The sequence below is a fragment of the Amycolatopsis sp. NPDC051716 genome (genome assembly GCF_040681595.1).
GTDB lineage: Bacteria > Actinomycetota > Actinomycetes > Mycobacteriales > Pseudonocardiaceae > Amycolatopsis.
Window position 1 is genome coordinate 88,939 of record NZ_JBFAZA010000027.1, and the last position, 15,366, is coordinate 104,304.

A 15,366-nucleotide genomic window follows, 5' to 3' on the forward strand; every position below is an offset into this window, starting at 1 on the left:
TAGGGTCCGATCATGGCGCTCACGGCAGTGGAGATCGCGGCCTCCGTCCGGGCCGGGCAGCTCGATCCGGTGCGGGTCACCGAAGAGGCCCTGGAGCGGATCGCCGCGGCGGACGGCGTCATCGGCGCCTTCCGCCGGGTGCGCGCCGAGGAGGCGCTGAAGGAAGCCGCGGAGGTCGCCGCGCGGCCCGATCTGGCGTCGCTGCCGCTGGCCGGGGTGCCGGTCGCCGTCAAGGACGTCACTGAGCTGGCCGGCGAATACGCGTCGCACGGTTCGCTGGCGGGATCGTCCGCACGGGCCGACGCGGACGGTGTGATCGTGACGCGGTTGCGCGCGGCGGGCGCGGTGATCGTGGGGCTGACGCGGGTGCCGGAGCTGTGCATCTGGCCGATGAGCGACACCCCGGACGGCATCGCCCGCAACCCCTGGGACCCGACGTACGCGGCGGGCGGATCGTCGGGCGGCAGCGCGGCGGCGGTGGCGGCCGGCCTGGTCCCGCTGGCCCACGGCACGGACGGCATGGGCTCGGTCCGCCTGCCGGCGGCGATGTGCGGCCTGGTGGGCTTGAAGCCGGGCGCGGACCTGCTGGCCGAGGGTGGCTGGTTCGGCATGTCGGTGCACGGCCCCCTGGCCACGACGGTCGCCGACACGGCCCTGCTGGTTTCGGTGCTGGCTTCCGCTCCGGAGCTGGCTTCGGTGGCTTCGCCGTCTCCGGTTCGCATCGGCCTGTCGACGACGGTGCCGTTGCTGCACACCCCCGTCCCGAAGGAGCTGGTGGCGGCGGTCTCGACGGCGGCGGGCCACCTGGCGGCGGCCGGTCACTCGATCGCCCCGGCGGCCCCGCGCTACCCGGCGACGATGGTCCTGGGCATGACGGCCCGCTGGCTCGCGGGTCCGGCGGCCCAGGCCCGTGCTTTCGACGTGTCGCGGTTGCAGCGCCGCACGCGGGCCCACATCCGCGCGGGACGGCTGGTCGAGCGGGCGGGATTGATCCGGGAGAGCACGCGCGACCGGTGGGTTTCCCGGGCGGAGGAATTCTTCGCGTCGCACGAGGTGCTGCTGACGCCGACGCTGTCGCACTGGCCGGTGAAGGCGGGCCGCTGGCACGAGAAGGGGTGGCCGGCGAACGTCCTGCCGTCGACGCGGCTGGCGGGCTTCACGGGCCAGTGGAACTTCGCGGGTTACCCGGCGATCACGGTCCCGGCGGGCCGGTCGGCGGTGTCCGGGCTGCCGACATCGGTGCAGCTGGTGGCGCGTCCGGGAGGGGAGTCACTGCTGCTGGGCTTGGCGGCCCAGCTGGAAGCGGCGAACCCCTGGCCCCGGACCGCACGCAACTGACAGCGTCCCAATGTGGCCTTCGGTGCGTTCAACGCAACCAAGGCCACATTGGGGGCGCTTGAGTGCGCGCGGCCGGCGAGCCGGAACTGTCGGTGGTCGCCGGTAGCGTGGAAAACGGGGGCTGCTCAGTTGCCCGGCTTGCTCCCGGTCGGCGAGAGCGGCTTCGCGCCATTGCCGTTCGAGCCGTTGCCGTTCGCCGGCTTGGTCGCCGGGCCGTTCGAGTTCGCCGGCTTGGCCGCCTGGGGCGCCGGCTTCGGGGCCGCGGCCGGCTTCGGGGCCGGCTTGGGCGCCGCCGCCTTGGGGGTGGTCGGCTGCACCACCGGAACGACCGGTGCCGCCGGCGTGGTCGCCGACTCCGAGTCGCCGCCGACCAGCCGGGAAGCCTGCGGGATCACGGCCTCCTCCGGCAGGGTCGCCAGCTGCGTCTCGCTCCGGTTGAGGATGTCCTCCGCCATCGCCAGGCTCTTGCGCGCCTGCTCGCGGATCTCCGCCAGCCGCTCGACCTTCCGGTTCGCCACCGTCGTCCGCTGGGCCGCCTGCGTGGTCGCCTCGTCGAGCCGCCGCTTGGCCTCGGCGGTCGCCTCGTCCAGGCGGCGCTTCGCCTCCGCCGTCGCCTCCGCGAGCCGGCGCTCCGCCTGGTTCTTGCTCGCCGTGCGCTGGTCGGCGACGTGCTTCTCCAGCGCCGCCTTCTGGGCCGCCTGGGACGCCTCGAACTCGCGCTCGAGCTTCCGGCGCTTCCGCTCGGCCTCGTTGTCCAGCAGCTCGCGCCGCTGGGCCGCCTCGACCGTCAGCCGCTGGACCTCGGCGCGCGTCTCCGCCAGCGCGCTCTCGTGCTCCGTGTGCAGCAGGTCGGCCTGCTTGTCCAGTTCCTCGACCAGCCTCGTGTACCGCTCACGCAGCTTCGTCGACGCCTCCGTCGAGGAGGCCCACGTCTTCTCCGCGGCCACCTCGGCGCGCTTGATGATCTCGTCGGCGCGGGCCTGCGCCAGCGTCACCGTGCGCTGCATCCGCTCGTCGAGGTCCTCGAGCCGCTCCGGCGGCTTCTTCAGCTCCTCGACGCGGGCTTCCAGCACCGCGACCTGCTGCCGGACGGACTCGGCCTCGCGGGTCGCGGCGGCGGCCTGCGCGGCGGCGGCGTCGCGTTCGCTGAGCACCCGGCGCAGCTGGGCCTCGATGTGGTCGAGGTACTGCCGGACCTCGTTGCGGTCGAAGCCGTGCCAGGCCTGGGTGTACTCACGACGAAGGGGGAGGAGGCCGTTGAGGGCGGTTGCGGCGGGGTCGCGCTCAGGAACCATGGGCCCGACCGTACCCGGGCACCCGCCGCCTCCGCCTTCCGGCTTGACGAATCACCAACACGTGTCGCCGTGTCGCCGGAACGGCCTCACCCCGGAAACGCAGCGTTACCAGTGGAACCCACGCGAAAGCCGGGCCAGGGCCATCGCCGCGCGCGAGAGGTGTTTCTCGCCACGTCCGATCTTGAGTTCGCCCGAACCGCCCGCGGCGGTCGAATCCGGGAAGATCCGGAAACCCTGGTACGCGATCGCGTCGGTGAGCCCCGGCGTGAGCGTGTACGCCAGCCCGATCGCCTGGCCCGCCGGGGTGCCGATGTGCTTAGGCCGCTCGACGAGCGCCGTCATCACCATGTCCGCGGCCTGCTCCGGCGACTTCGTCGGGAACGCGTCGTAGATCTTCGTCGGGCGGATCATCGGGGTGCGCACCAGCGGCATGTGGATGGTGGTGAACGTGATCCCGTCGCCGTGCGTCTCGGTCGCCGCGATCCGCGAGAAGTAGTCCAGCGCCGCCTTCGACGCCGCGTACGCCGAGAAGCGCGGCGCGATGCCCTGAACGCCGATCGACGACACGTTCACGATGTGCCCGAACTTCCGCTCCGACATGTGCGGCAGCACCGCGAGGATCAGCCGCACCGCACCGAAGTAGTTGATGGCCATCGCGCGCTCGTAGTCGTGCATCCGGTCGTAGGACAGCTTGATCGACCGGCGGATCGACCGGCCGGCGTTGTTCACCAGCATGTCGATCCGGCCGTGCTCGGCCAGCATCGCGTCGACGGCCTTGCGCACCGAGTCTTCGTCGGTCAGGTCGGCCGGGTACACCGACGCCGTGCCGCCGGCGGCGACGATCTCGTCGCGGACCTCTTCCAGCTCGTGCTGGCGGCGCGCGACGAGCAGCGGGACACCGCCCGCGGCCGCCACCTTCAGCGCCGTCGCGCGGCCGATGCCCGAGGACGCGCCGGTGATGATCACGCGGCGGCCGTCGAGTTCGCCGCGGGGGCCGTGCTTGCGCGCGCGGAAGGGGTCGAGGTGCTCACGCCAGTAGCGCCACAGCGTCGGCGCGTAGTCCTCCAGCCGGGGGACCTCCACGGTGCCGGCCAGTGCCTTGCGCGTCTCGGCCGAGGAGAACACCGACGGGAACGCCATCGTGTCCAGCAGCACCGGCGGGATGCCGAACCGCTCCATGACGGCGTCGCGCGCGATGGTGACGCCGGGGATGTGCTCGGTCAGCTTGACCAGCCCGACGATCCGCTTCGAGAGGCCTTCACCCAGCTGCACGGTGATCGTCGGCGCGCCCGCGGCCCGCGCGAAGGCGTTGTACACCGAAACGACCGGCTGCGGTTCGGGGTTGACCAGGTGGAAGGCGTGGCCGTCGAGACCGGGCTTGACCACCAGCTCCAGCAGCGCCTTGGCGACGTAGTCGACCGGCACGATGTTGGTGTCGCCCAGGTCGGGGCCGATGACCGGCAGCACGTCGGGCAGCCCGGAGAGCCGGTTGATGGCGGGGAAGAGGTAGTACGGACCGTCGATCTTGTCCATTTCGCCGGTCTCGGAGTGCCCGACGACGACGGCGGGCCGGTACACCCGCCACGGCACCTCGTCCTGCTCGCGGACGATCTTCTCGGCTTCGAACTTGGTCCGGTGGTACGGCGTGACCAGCCGCTGCCCGGCGTCGAACATCTCTTCGGTGAACACGCCTTCGTGGTCGCCGGCGACGGCGACCGACGACACGTGGTGCAGGCAGCCCGCGCGCAGGTCCGCGGCGAGGTCGACGACGGCCCGCGTGCCGTCCACATTGGCCTTGATGCTGGCTTCGTCGTCGGCGGTGAGGTCGTAGAGCGCGGCGAGGTGGACGATGTGGTCGACGCTCCCGCGCAGCTCCTCGCGGTCGGTCTCGGACACGCCCAGCAGCGGCTCGCCGAGGTCGCCGGTGATCAGCGTGACGCGGTCGGAGTGCGGCCACTGGTCGACCAGCGCGGCCAGCTTGGCCCGCGAGGACGCGCGCACGACGAGCGCGACGCGGTCGTCGTCGGGCCGGGAGAGCAGCAGCCGGGTGAAGTGACGCCCGATCAGTCCGGTCGCGCCGGTCACCAAGAACGTCGCCATTGTCTTCACACCTCTCGCCGCCACAGCCCTGACCCTGGGCATTCTGCTGCATGGCGACGGACACGACCACCGTTTCGAAACGTGATGTTACCCACGAGTAACTTAGACTGGGTCGGCGATGACGACGCGGTTCTCCTCGTAGCCGTCCGATCCGCCGACCCAGCGGCCGCCGCACGTCACCAGCACCACGCGGTGCGGGCCGGACGGGCCGAACAGGTAGTCGGCGCGCGCCGCCAGGTCGCTCTTGTGCACGGTGACCAGCTGCGAGATCCGGTACCGCCACGTCTTGCCCGCACTGTCCACAATGGTCACATCGGTGCCGATCCGTTCGGTCCACAGCTCGGCGAACGGCCCGGTCGCGCCCCGCCAGTTCACGTGGCCGGCGAACACGCTGGCGCCGCCGGCCGCGTCGAGTGACGCACCCCACCACGCCGCCTGCCCGAGGTTCGCGGGGACCGGCAGTTCGCCGCCCGGGCCGAGGTTCTGGCGCACCAGCGTCGCCGTCCCGCCGCCGGGCAGCCGCACGGTGCCCGGCCGCTGCGGCGGCGGGGACGGCGGTGCCCCCGGCGACGAGGGTGACGACGGCGTCTGCGCGGCCGGAGCGGCCGGGGTCGCGGAAGCGGTGGCCGTCGGGGACGGGGACGGCACCGGCGCCGCGGCTCCGGCCGCGCCCGAGGCGGGCAGGGCCGTGCCGGTCACGACGATCATGGGCGACGCGGCGACCACGTCCGGGCCGAACTGCACCGCGAGCACCGTCGCCGCGCCGAGGGCGAAGCCGGTGAGCAGCCGGCCCCGGCCGCGCTTGGGCGCGGGCGGATCCCACTGGCCGCCCGGTTGCTCGTCGTCGACGGCCGCCCAGCCGGTGCCGCGGTGCCATTCGTCGACGAACCAGTCGTCACCCCGCCAGTCGCCGCCGTGGTTCGCCACGCCGTTACCGCCGGGACGCCCGCCGCGCGGCGACGCCGATCAGCCCGGCCGCCAGCAGCACGAGCAGGCCGAGCCCGGCCAGGCCCGGCACGGAGTAGCTCGTCTCGACGACCCCGCGTGCCTGCGCGACCGGCTGGTCGCCGGCCGGGATCGCGCGCGGGACTTCGTTCGGCTTGTTCGTCAAGGTCAGCGCGAGCGTCTCGCCCGGCTGCACGGTGCCGCAGGCCGACGGCGGGTTCTGCGGGTCGTAGGCGTTCGTGTACCCCGGCGGCGGGCTCGCCTCGACGACGCAGATCTCCTGCGGGGTGCGGAGGTTCTCGACCGTGACGCCGCCGGTCTTGCCGTCGGTGGTGACGACCGCGGGCTTGCCGTCGGCCCCGGTGAGCGGCTTGCCGTCCTGGCCGAGCGCCGCGGACGTCTTGTCCTTGCCGGTGATCCGCAGGACCGCGCCGCCGACGCCGGCGCCGGTGTTCGCGTCCGTCTTGGTCACCTGGACCTTGCCGGGCTTGGCGACGTTGACGACGCCCTGGGCGGTCAGTTCCTTCTCGCCGCCGGTGGAGACGACGCGCTGCTTCCCGGTGTCGACCGGCAGCCGGACATAGGGTCGGTCGGCCGGAGCGGTCAGCGAGGCCACCAGCTTCGGCTGGTCGCCGGTCGGAGTCAGCTTCACGCGCACGGTGCCGTCGGCGTCCGTCTTGAGCGTGACGTCCTTCGCGGCGGCCTGCGGGCTCGCGTTGCCCGCGGCGCTGTCCGCCTTCCCGTCGTCGAGGGTGGCGTCGGTCGCCGTCAGCTTCACCGCGACGCCCGGGATGCCCTTGCCCTCGGCGTTCTTCACGGTCGCGGTCCACTCGGCAGCTTCGCCGAGGTGCTGGTCGCCCTTCGGCGTGATCACCGAAGCGGTCCACGGCCCGCGGTTGGCTTCGGCATCCGCCTTCAGCCGCTCGACGGCGTCGGCCGCGGCCTCCAGGTGGTTTTCGGGGTCTTGCATGTACTGGAGGTGCCCATCCGCGTCGTAGGCGATCTTGTCGGCGGGCAGGTCCACGTTCTTGTCGGCCGGGGTGCGCGGCGCCGCGGTCCACGAGTGCAGGAGGTGCGCGAGCGCGATCGCTTCGTTCTGGTCCTTGGTGTCGCCGTAGCGCAGCAGCAGGTACGAGATGTTCGCGGCGTCCTCGGCGGGCAGCTTCGTGCCCCACTTCGTGAGCAGCTCGTCGCCGGGCTTGTACTGCTCGTCGGTGTCCGGTGCCTTGAGCATGAAGCTCACGCAGAACACCTGCTGCCCGCCGACGACGTACGACCCCAGCCAGACCGTTTTTTCCGCGTGTTTGTCCTGGCCCCCGACGTGGGCCCCGAGGCCTTCCTGGACCGCGGCCGAGGCGGCAGGTGCGCCTGCCGTCACGGAAAGGGTGCCGAGCAGGGCCGCGGCGACGAGACCGGTGAGCGCGCGAATACCCGCGCGCGGGCGTGTTGACCACCCCATGGTGTCAATGCTCCTTCGGTTGACGCGCGGCAGCGCCCGGCGTCTCTGCAGGTCACACGACTGATCAAGTCCCCGACACGCGTTCGGTGAACATCCGAGCACGCGAGGTGAGCGTTGCGTCAAGCGGGGAAACTGTGTACCGCTCTTCGGGTGGCTGTCGCCGAACGGTCGTGTCGTCCCCTCGCTTACCGTGTCGTCCGCGGCCGGGGGACGGCCGTCGAGTAAAGTCGTCTTTACTCGGCGGGAACCGCTCGTCCCCGGCGGTCGTTGAACCCGATGCAGCGATGATCCACGAAGCAGCAGATCCAGGAGGATCAGGTGCGTTCCAGTAGCAACCCGGCGTTCCGCAACCTGCCCGGCGGCGGAACCCAGACTTACGGGCAGTACGGGCCCCCGGTGGGCTTCAACCAACCCCAGGGCGGCGTGCCCGGTTACGGCCCGGGCCGGGCCACCGCCGGCGAGGGCGACCGCCCGATGACCGTCGACGACGTCGTCGTCAAGACGGGCATGTCCCTCGGCGTCGCGCTGCTCGTCGGGGTGATCACGGGCATCTGGGCGCAGGTCCAGATCACCGAGACCGGCCGGATCTCCGGCGCGCTCCTCGGGGCGATGCTGGCCGGCCTGATCGTCGGGCTCGTCATCTCGCTGGTGATCATCTTCCGCCAGAAGCCCAGCGGCGCGCTGACGCTGACGTACTCGGCGGCCGAAGGGCTGTTCCTCGGGGCGCTGAGCGGCGTGTTCGAGGCGATCTACCCGGGCATCGCGCTGCAGGCGATCATCGGTACCGCGGGTGTCTTCATCGGCATGCTGGTGGTCTACAAGACCGGCGCGGTCAAGGTCACGCCCAAGCTGACCAAGTGGATCGTCGGTGCGGCCGTCGGCGTCGCGATCCTGATGCTGTTCAACCTGATCAGCGCGCTGGCCTTCGGCTTCAACCCGCTGCGTGACGGCGGTCCGCTCGCCATCGTGTTCAGCCTCGTCTGCATCGGCATCGCGGCCTTCAGCTTCCTGCTCGACTTCGACCAGGCCGACCGCATGATCCGCGAGGGCATGCCGTCGAAGTGGGCCTGGTACACCGCGTTCGGCCTGATGACGACGCTGGTCTGGCTGTACCTCGAGATCCTCCGGTTGCTCTCGTACTTCCGTGAGTAAGCTGGCTCACAGTTCCCCAGTGAAGGCGCTCCGTAATCGGCGGGGCGCCTTTTCTGTGGGTAATTCGTGCATTCGCGGACCCCGCTGCGGGCGGCGATCACCCTGCGTGTTTGATGAGCCGGTCGGTTCTCATTTCACATGTGTGAGGTTCACAGTGAGCGTTCCCCCTCCGGCCCCCGGGGGCCAGCAGCCGGTGGGTCAGCCCGATCCGTATGGACCGCCTCCGGGCGGCCAGCCGCAGCAGCCGCAGCAGCCGTACGGCCAGCCGGGCCAGTACGGGCCGCCGCAGGGCCAGCCGGGCCAGTACGGCCCGCCGCCCGGCCAGTTCCCGCCCGGTCAGCAGGGGTTTCCGCCCCCGCCGCCGGCCCCGCCCAAGCGTTCGAAGGCCCTCGGCCTGATCCTGGGCGGCATCGGCGCCGTCGTGGTGATCGCGCTGGTCATCTTCGGGATCGTCGCCTTCATGAAGTCGCCCGCCACCTCGAACGCCGGTGACTGCCTCACGATCACCGAGTTCACCCAGGGCGGTGACGACCCGGCGAAGGCCGACTGCAACGACCCGAAGGCGAACGTCAAGGTCGCCAAGAAGCTGGAGACCTCCTCCGAGAACTGCCCCGGCGGGTCCGACGCCGGCTACGACACCTACTCGGTCAGCGGCCGCAGCTCGTACAAGCTGTGCCTGATGATCAACGCGAAGCAGGGCGACTGCCTGGCGAACTTCACGTCGCAGACCAAGGGCTACCTGAAGGTCCCGTGCACCGACCCGACCAAGGACGGCGAGCTCGTCAAGGTCGTGACGGGCCAGGCCGACAAGAGCGTCTGCGAGGGCACCGACGCCACCCGCGTCGCGGTGTACCCGGAGCCGGCGACGACGATGTGCGTCAAGACGAACGAATAGCCGTGGTTTGAAGAAGGCCCCCTCGCTCGCCGGCGAGGGGGCCTTCTTCGCGTCGAGAGGTCAGGAAAGCCGCTCGATGATCAGCGCCATGCCCTGGCCGCCGCCGACGCACATCGTCTCGAGGCCGAACTGCTTGTCGTGGTGCTGCAGGGAATTGATCAGCGTCGAGGTGATCCGGGCGCCGGTCATGCCGAACGGGTGGCCGACCGCGATCGCGCCGCCGTTGACGTTCAGCCGGTCCAGGTCGATGCCGAGGTCCTGGTAGGACGGGATGACCTGCGCGGCGAACGCCTCGTTGATCTCGACCAGGTCGATGTCGCCGATCGACAGCCCCGCGCGCGAAAGCGCCTGCTTGGACGCCTCGACCGGGCCGTAGCCCATGATCTCCGGCGAAAGCCCGGTGACGCCGGTGGACACGATCCGCGCCAGCGGCGTCAGGCCCAGCTCACGCGCCTTCGTGTCGGACATGACGACCAGCGCCGCCGCGCCGTCGTTGAGCGCGCAGCAGTTGCCCGCCGTGACCCGGCCGTCGGGGCGGAACACCGGCTTCAGGCCGGAGACGCCTTCGACGGTGACGCCGGCGCGCGGGCCGTCGTCCTTCGAGACGACCGTGCCGTCCGGCAGCGTCACCGGGGTGATGTCCTTGGCCCAGAAGCCGTCCGCGATGGCCTTCTCGGCCAGGTTCTGCGAGCGGACGCCGAATTCGTCCATCTCCTCGCGCGTGACGCCCTTCAGCCGCGCCAGGTTCTCCGCGGTCTGGCCCATGGCGATGTAGACGTCCGGGACGTTCCCCTCGGTGCGCGGGTCGGTCCAGCTGTCGGCGCCGGACTCGGCGGTCGCCTGGGTGCGCGCCTCGGCGTCGGCGAACAGCGGGTTGTGCGTGTCGGGCCAGGAGTCCGAGCTGCCCTTCGAGAACCGGGAGACGGTCTCGACGCCGGCCGAGATGAAGACGTCGCCCTCGCCGGCCTTGATCGCGTGGAACGCCATCCGGGTGGTCTGCAGGCTGGAGGAGCAGTAGCGGGTGATCGTGCAGCCGGGCAGGTGGTCGTAGCCCAGTTCGACGGCGACCGCGCGGCCCATGTTGAACCCGGACTCGCCGCCCGGCAGGCCGCAGCCCAGCATCAGGTCGTCGATGTCGGCGGGGTCGAGCTGCGGCACCTTGGCCAGCGCCGCCCGGACCATCTGCACGGTCAGGTCGTCGGGCCGCATGCCGACGAGCGAGCCCTTGTTGGCCCGCCCGATGGGCGAGCGAGCGGTGGAGACGATGACGGCTTCAGGCATGACGTGACACATCCTCGTATCGCGAGCTAAGCGGTTGCTCACATACTGCCTCCTCCGCTCTCCCGGTCAAAGCCGAACGCGACCTCCGCCACTACTGGCACCATCGCTCGTCGTGCCGAACGAACTCGAACGGGTGCTGCGGACCAGGACGATCCTGCTGTGGGGCGCCGGGCTGCTGCTGGTGGCCGGGGTCGCCGCGGCGGTGCTGCTGACGCTGCTGGGCGGCGGCCGCCCGGAGGACTCGGCCCGGCTCGACGCGCTGAAGACCGCGGCCAACATCGTCGTCGGCGCCGGGGGCGCCGCCGCCCTGCTGCTCGCCGCGCGGCGGCAGCGGTCGGCCGAGCTGGAGCTGGTGCGGAAGGACCACGACGCCACCGAGCGCCGGATCACCGAGATGTACGGCAAGGCCGCCGACCAGCTCGGCAGCGACAAGGCGCCGGTCCGGCTGGCCGGGCTGTACGCACTGGAACGGCTCGCGGCCGGGCACCCGGAGCACCGGCAGACGATCGTCAACGTCTTCTGCGCCTACCTGCGGATGCCGTTCGACGCCGAACACGACAAAGAGGAGCTGCAGGTCCGCAAGGCCGCGCAGCGCATCCTCCTGCTGCACTTGCGTCGCGGACGCGCGGAGCAGCCGGGCGGGGACTTCTGGCCGGACACCGACCTCGACTTCTCCGGGGCCGAGCTGGTCGGGCTCACCCTCACGCACTGCACGATCCGGTCGATCACCTGCTACGGCGCGAAGTTTCTCGAACTGACGACCTTTCGCGGCACCGAATTCCGCACCAAGGCGGACTTCAACAAGGCGGAGTTCACCGATCGCGTCGATTTCCGCGGAACCGCTTTCGGCGGCGAACGCGAAGGTTTCAACGGCGCCGTTTTCTCAGGTCCGGCCGATTTCGGCACGAAGTCCACCGCCCGGCTCGCTGGTGCGGAAGCGAAGGAGGGGTTTCCCCGGACCTGGCCGGCGGAGTGGGAAGAACGGCCGATCGCCGACCGTCCAGGCTGGGCGGAATTGGCACGAAAGGACGAACCTGGGCAACCGGCGGCCCGATAGGATCGTCCCACTCGTGAAAGGCCGCCATTCCACGCGGGAGGTGAACTGGCGATGATGGTCCAAGCCGATTACTGGACGTGCCCGTCCTTCCGGACCGGCCGCACGGCCCTCGACGCCGGGCGGAACTTCCGGGACGGGATGACGGCTCAGCGTGCGGCGGCCCCCGGGCCGGTACCGGTGCGGACGAGCGGCTTGGTGGCCGCCTGAGGTCCCCGCCGGGCGGCCCGGCTCCGCGCTCGCTGCCCGGCATCACCGACGCGCACCCGGAGTTCGCCCGGGGTCAGGCCCCGCTGAGTGGACAGCGCCATGGGGCGGCGGGTTGCTGATCCGGCCAAAAGCAGGCCGCCCCCCCCCGCGGCAGGTGACCTGTGCGCCGAAGCCGTCCGGCCGTGACTGTGGTCGGACCAGCAACGATCGGCACAGTAGGCTGGCGGTCGTGGAGTACGCAGAGCACATCGCAGACCTCGTGGGCAACACCCCCCTGGTCAAGCTGAACTCGTTGACCAAGGGGCTCAAGCCGCTCGTGCTGGCCAAGGTCGAGTACCTGAACCCGGGTGGCTCGGTCAAGGACCGGATCGCGCTGCGCATGGTCGAGGCCGCCGAAGCTTCCGGTGAGCTGCGCCCGGGCGGCACGATCGTGGAGCCGACGTCCGGCAACACCGGCGTCGGCCTGGCCATGGTCGCCCAGCGCAAGGGCTACGAGTGCGTGTTCGTCTGCCCGGACAAGGTCAGCGAAGACAAGCGCAACGTGCTCAAGGCGTACGGCGCCCGGGTCGTGGTGTGCCCGACGGCGGTCGCGCCCGAGCATCCGGACTCCTACTACAACGTCTCCGACCGCCTGGTCCGCGAGATCGAGGGCGCCTGGAAGCCCAACCAGTACGCCAACCCGCAGAACCCGGAGAGCCACTACCGCTCGACCGGTCCGGAGCTGTGGACGCAGACCGAAGGCAAGATCACGCACTTCGTCGCGGGTGTCGGCACCGGCGGCACGATCTCCGGCACCGGCAAGTACCTCAAGGAGGTCAGCGACGGCGCCGTGCAGGTGGTCGGCGCCGACCCGGAGGGCTCGGTCTACTCCGGCGGCAGCGGGCGGCCGTACCTGGTCGAAGGCGTCGGCGAGGACTTCTGGCCGGACACCTACGACCGGAACGTCGCCGACGAGATCATCCCGGTCTCCGACGCCGACTCCTTCCAGGTCACCCGGCGCCTCGCGCTGGAGGAGGGCCTGCTGGTGGGCGGCTCCTGCGGGATGGCCGTCGCGGCCGCGCTGAAGCTCGCCGAGCGGCTCACCGAGGACGACGTCGTGGTCGTGCTGCTGCCCGACGGCGGCCGCGGCTACCTGACGAAGGTCTTCAACGACACCTGGATGTCCTCCTACGGCTTCCTGCCGCCGGACTCCTCGGGCGCGACGGTCGCCGACGTGCTGACGAAGAAGAGCGGCTCGCTGCCGGACCTGGTGCACTCCCACCCGAACGAGACCGTCGCCGAGGCCATCGCGATCCTCTCCGAGTTCGGCGTGAGCCAGATGCCGGTCGTCAGCGCGGAGCCGCCGGTGATGGCCGCCGAGGTCGTCGGCGCCGTCAACGAGCGCGACCTGCTCGACGCGTTGTTCACCGGCAAGGCGCAGCTGGCCGACCGGCTGGAGCAGCACATGTCCCCGCCGCTGCCGACGATCGGCGGCGGCGAGCAGGTGGGGGCGGCGATGACCGCGCTCGAGGGGGCCGACGGCGCGCTCGTGCTGGTCGACGGCAAGCCGGCCGGGGTCCTCACCCGGCACGACCTCCTCGGCTTCCTGGCCGGTCGCTGACCGGACCGCAGAAGAGTCTTGATCGGCGGACCCGGCAGGGGCGTTACGAGCGCCCTGCCGGGTGATCCGATAGCGTGGGCGCAAATAGAACAATTTCGCGTCCTCGTCAAGGGGGTTCAAGACCCACATGAGTGCACCGCAGCCACCGAACCAGCCGTGGGGTGGCGGCCAGCCACCTCAGGGCCCGCCGAGTGGCCCCCAGCCGCAGCAGGACAACCCGTTCGGCAGCCCGGAGCCGACCCAGGTGGTGCAGCCCGCGCAGCCCCACGGTGGTTCGCCGTTCGGGGAGACGCCGGAGCCGACCCAGGTCGTCCAGCCGGCCCAGCCGGGTGACGGCGGGGCGGGCGCGACCCAGGCGATGCCGCCGGTCGACGCGAACGCGACCCAGATGGTGAACCCGTTCGGCGGCGACGCCCCGGTCGGGGACTCGACGCAGCTGGTGCCCCCGGGCTCCCAGCCGCCGGCGATCCCGTACACCCCGCCGCCGAGCGCGGCCGACAACCCGGCCGCGGCCTTCGGTCAGCAGCCCGGTGGTTACGGCCAGCAGCCGGGCGGGTTCGGGCAGCAGCAGGGTGGCTTCGGGCAGCAGCCGGGCTTCGGTCAGCCGGGCCAGCCGCCGCAGGGTTTCGGCGGCCCCGGCTTCGGTGGCCCCCAGCAGCCCGGCTTCGGCGGGCCGCAGCAGCCCGGTTTCGGTGGTCCGGCCGCGGGCGGCAACGGCCTGTTCGGCTACATCGCCGGCGGCTTGGTCGCCCTGCTGGCGCTGGCCGCGCTGATCTACTCGTTCGGCTACATGAGCGACGCGAGCGACTATTCGGCCCTCCTGGACCGCGCTCCCAACCAGGCGGCGGTCCAGCAGCTGCTGGACTCGGCCGGGCTCGTCGGGCCGGGCACGGTCTGGTTCTACGTCATCATGATCCTGCTGGGCTCGCTGATCTCGCTGGCCGGCGGCGTCGGCCTGGCGCTGGTGGGCAAGCTGGGCGGGATCCGGAAGTTCGTCCCGATCGCGGTCGTCGCGGGTGGCGCGGTGCTCACGCTGTTCGCCCTGCTGCTCAAGATCGGCATGACGCCGAACGCCGAGACGCTCGCGCGGGCGTCCGCCACCGAGCGGGACACGTTCGGCCTCGGCCTGCCGCCGCTGATCTTCGGCGTCCTCATCCTGATCGTCGGCGTCGCCGGGCTCATCCCGGCGACCCGGCAGTTCGTCGGCCTCGGCGCCGGCGGTGCCGCGCCGGGCGGGCCGCAGGGCTTCGGCGGACCGCCCCCGGGCTTCGGCGGCCCGCAGCAGCCGGGCGGGTACGGGCAGCCGGGTCAGCCTGGTGGGTACGGCCAGCCCGGTGGGTACGGGCAGCCGGGCCAGCACGGCCAGCCTGGTCAGCACGGTCAGCCTGGTCAGCCGCAGGGCTACGGCCAGCCGGGTGGGTACGGCCAGCCGGGCGGGCCCAACCCGTCCAGTGGCGGCTTCCCGCAGCCGCCGAGCGGGGGCTTCCCGCAGCCGGGTCAGCCGGGCGGGTACGGCCAGCCGGGTCAGCCCGGTGGGTACGGGCAGCCAGGGCAGCCGGGACAGTACGGCCAGCCGGGACAGCCTGGTCAGCAGGGTCAGCCTGGTCAGCCGCCGCAGGGCTGGGGTCAGCCGCCGGGCCAGCAGGGTCCGCCGAGCGGTGGGTTCGGCCAGCCGGGCCAGCCCCCGCAGCAGCAGTGGTGAGCTGAAGCGAGCATTCGTGCCCCGGAGCCATTCGGCTCCGGGGCACGCCGCATTTTCCGGGTCCGCTGATTGTCCGAAGAGGACAATCAGCGAGTGACGCCACGGCCCGTAATCGCGTGAGAGCATTTCTGCCACTACCGCACAGAAATGATCTTGGGTTCCGCCGTCCGGCCGAATTCCGTTCTCATTCCGGACTGCTCCCGCCGATTCCCACTAGGGTGAACGCTGTTGTCCTGCGCTCGGCTGATGGGGGAGTTGTGACCGGTCCGCACCGTCATCCGGTGTCGTATTCGCATTCGTATTCATCGGCTCGGCCATCCGGAGTAACGGCGGTT

Annotated in this window: 12 protein-coding genes; 7 read left to right on the forward strand and 5 right to left on the reverse strand. The window is 71.5% G+C overall.

Annotation, left to right across the window (positions count from 1 at the left end; genetic code table 11):
- Positions 1–12: 12 nt before the first annotated feature.
- Entirely contained in the window at positions 13–1,338 is a 1,326-nt protein-coding gene (locus AB0M30_RS31685) for an amidase family protein (protein ID WP_364591193.1), read from the forward strand.
- Between the two features lie 125 nt (positions 1,339–1,463).
- Here AB0M30_RS31685 and AB0M30_RS31690 read toward each other — a convergent pair whose 3' ends face one another.
- The 4 genes from AB0M30_RS31690 to AB0M30_RS31705 form a co-directional block, all read right to left on the reverse strand.
- On the reverse strand, positions 1,464–2,633 hold the full coding sequence (locus tag AB0M30_RS31690) for a cell division protein DivIVA (protein WP_364591196.1): 1,170 nt from the start codon (positions 2,631–2,633) through the stop codon (positions 1,464–1,466).
- A 105-nt stretch (positions 2,634–2,738) separates the two neighbouring features.
- A complete protein-coding gene (locus tag AB0M30_RS31695) occupies positions 2,739–4,733 on the reverse strand; it encodes an SDR family oxidoreductase (RefSeq protein ID WP_364591199.1) in 1,995 nt (664 codons plus the stop codon).
- 102 nt (positions 4,734–4,835) lie between these two features.
- Positions 4,836–5,660, reverse strand: a complete 825-nt coding sequence (locus AB0M30_RS31700) for a class F sortase (RefSeq protein ID WP_364591202.1) — start codon at positions 5,658–5,660, stop codon at positions 4,836–4,838.
- A 4-nt stretch (positions 5,661–5,664) separates the two neighbouring features.
- Positions 5,665–7,137 (reverse strand): hypothetical protein, encoded by a 1,473-nt coding sequence (locus AB0M30_RS31705; protein ID WP_364591205.1) that lies wholly within the window; start codon positions 7,135–7,137, stop codon positions 5,665–5,667.
- Between the two features lie 318 nt (positions 7,138–7,455).
- Here AB0M30_RS31705 and AB0M30_RS31710 point away from each other — a divergent pair, with 318 nt between their 5' ends.
- The gene (locus AB0M30_RS31710) at positions 7,456–8,289 is read left to right on the forward strand and encodes a Bax inhibitor-1/YccA family protein (protein WP_103337006.1); all 834 of its coding nucleotides are present in this window, start codon (positions 7,456–7,458) and stop codon (positions 8,287–8,289) included.
- A 154-nt stretch (positions 8,290–8,443) separates the two neighbouring features.
- On the forward strand, positions 8,444–9,184 hold the full coding sequence (locus AB0M30_RS31715) for a hypothetical protein (RefSeq protein ID WP_364591207.1): 741 nt from the start codon (positions 8,444–8,446) through the stop codon (positions 9,182–9,184).
- Between the two features lie 60 nt (positions 9,185–9,244).
- Here the strand turns inward: AB0M30_RS31715 and AB0M30_RS31720 are convergent, their stop codons facing one another.
- Complete coding sequence (locus tag AB0M30_RS31720; RefSeq protein ID WP_364591210.1) at positions 9,245–10,465, reverse strand: acetyl-CoA C-acetyltransferase; 1,221 nt, start codon at positions 10,463–10,465, stop codon at positions 9,245–9,247.
- 112 nt (positions 10,466–10,577) lie between these two features.
- Here AB0M30_RS31720 and AB0M30_RS31725 point away from each other — a divergent pair, with 112 nt between their 5' ends.
- From AB0M30_RS31725 to AB0M30_RS31740, 4 genes are all read left to right on the forward strand, one after another.
- Positions 10,578–11,522, forward strand: coding sequence for a pentapeptide repeat-containing protein (locus AB0M30_RS31725; RefSeq protein WP_364591213.1), 945 nt, complete (start codon positions 10,578–10,580; stop codon positions 11,520–11,522).
- A 51-nt stretch (positions 11,523–11,573) separates the two neighbouring features.
- Positions 11,574–11,729: a hypothetical protein gene (locus AB0M30_RS31730; protein WP_364591216.1), complete on the forward strand. Its 156-nt coding sequence runs from the start codon at positions 11,574–11,576 to the stop codon at positions 11,727–11,729.
- A gap of 229 nt (positions 11,730–11,958) precedes the next feature.
- Positions 11,959–13,329 carry a cystathionine beta-synthase gene (locus AB0M30_RS31735; RefSeq protein ID WP_364591219.1) on the forward strand — a complete coding sequence of 457 codons (1,371 nt, stop codon included), beginning with the start codon at positions 11,959–11,961 and terminating at the stop codon, positions 13,327–13,329.
- A 127-nt stretch (positions 13,330–13,456) separates the two neighbouring features.
- A complete protein-coding gene (locus tag AB0M30_RS31740) occupies positions 13,457–15,031 on the forward strand; it encodes a hypothetical protein (RefSeq protein ID WP_364591222.1) in 1,575 nt (524 codons plus the stop codon).
- Positions 15,032–15,366: the final 335 nt, after the last annotated feature.